This window comes from Nitratidesulfovibrio oxamicus (assembly GCF_015731765.1).
Classification (GTDB): domain Bacteria; phylum Desulfobacterota; class Desulfovibrionia; order Desulfovibrionales; family Desulfovibrionaceae; genus Cupidesulfovibrio; species Cupidesulfovibrio oxamicus.
In genome coordinates, this window is sequence record NZ_VRYY01000544.1 from 1 (window position 1) to 1,405 (window position 1,405).

The 1,405-nt window shown below is 69.8% G+C and carries 2 protein-coding genes; both read right to left on the reverse strand.

Features of this window, described 5'->3' with window-relative positions; all coding sequences use genetic code 11:
- On the reverse strand, positions 1-595 hold a 595-nt coding region (locus tag FVW20_RS15190), incomplete at its 3' end, for a substrate-binding periplasmic protein (RefSeq protein ID WP_231039149.1).
- 197 nt (positions 596-792) lie between these two features.
- Positions 793-1,405, reverse strand: a 613-nt coding sequence (locus FVW20_RS15195; protein WP_196610264.1) for a 1,4-dihydroxy-6-naphtoate synthase, incomplete at its 5' end; no start/stop codon positions are given.

Sequence of the window (1,405 nt, forward strand, 5' to 3'; positions counted from 1 at the left end):
GGCGCAGGGCCCCAGCCTCGCCCACCAGCGCCACCTGCACCCGGCCCGCCTCCAGCTTGCGCAGGCACAGCGCCTCGCTGGGCGCGGGGTCCAGGTTCCAGCCGCCGTCCATCTGGGCACCGTCCAGCGGCGGCCCGTAGCTCCACCCTTCCACGATGCAGATGCGATACGGCCTCAACTCGGCCACACGAGTGGCGGCAATCGAGGATTCCTGCGGCAGCACGGCCACAATGCGCGCCAGATGCAGGGGCAGGCTGACCCGCCACTGCCCGCGCGCGCGGGTGGTGAAAAAGACGCCGCCAAGGGCCGCCTCGCCCGTTTCCAGGGCGCGCAGGGCCCGCGTCCACGGAGCCACGCGAATGTCCAGTTGCACGCCGGACCGACGCGCGGCTTCGTGCAGGATTTCCGGGTACAGCCCGGCGGGCCGCCCGGCGTCGTCACGGTAGGAAAGGGGAAAATGCTCGTCGTTGCACAACACCACGGGGGGCGCGGCACTGCCCGCCGCCGGATGCACCAGCAGCGTCAGCACCATGACCACGACCATGCGCAAGAGCGGCATGGACTGGTGCGGCAGCAACCCCCATGGCAGCATCATGGGTTCCCCCGACAGTCTGGAAACGCCCCGGCGCTTGCCCCGCCGTGCGCGTTTCGGTGACAGGTATCCGCCACGCCCATCCCCCCTGCGGAGGGACATGCCGGAACTTTCGGGCGCTCCCGGCGGCGTATCGCTGAGTGTTCGCCCAGTATTATATTGAGCTATGATGCCCCGGAGTGATTGTCAATGCTGCGCCCTCAGGCAAACAGGGGCAGATCGGGCAGGCCCCTGCCCGCCCCGCCAGACATGGCTGCGGCCTTTTCCAGCAGCGCGCGGATGGCGGCGCGGCCCTCGTCGCGCAAGTCCAGGCTGAAGTCGTTCACGAAGGTGCGGATGTGGCTGTCCGTGACCTCGTCGGACATTTCCTGGGCATGCTCGCGTATCCACCCGCGCGAGGCCGCCGGGTTGGCGTTGGCGTATTCCAGGCTGCGCCGGATGGCGTCCTGCACGGCAAGGATGGTGGCCTCGCCAAGGTCGCGCCGCGCGGCAATGGCCCCCAGCGGCAGGGGCAGCCCGTAGGCGGATTCCCACCACTGGCCCAGGTCCAGCACGCAGTGCAGCCCGTAGCCGCCGTAGGTGAAGCGCCCCTCGTGGATGACCAACCCGCAGTCGGTCTTGCCCGAGACCACGGCGGGCATGACCTGATCAAACACCATTTCCTCGCGCGGGCCTTGCAACACACCGTGCAGGGAAAGCAGCAGGTTGGCCGTGGTCATGCGCCCGGGTATGGTCACACGCGCCCCGGCCAGTTCGGCGGGCGACAACGGCTCGCGCGCCACCAGCAGCGGCCCGCAACCGCGCCCCAGCGCC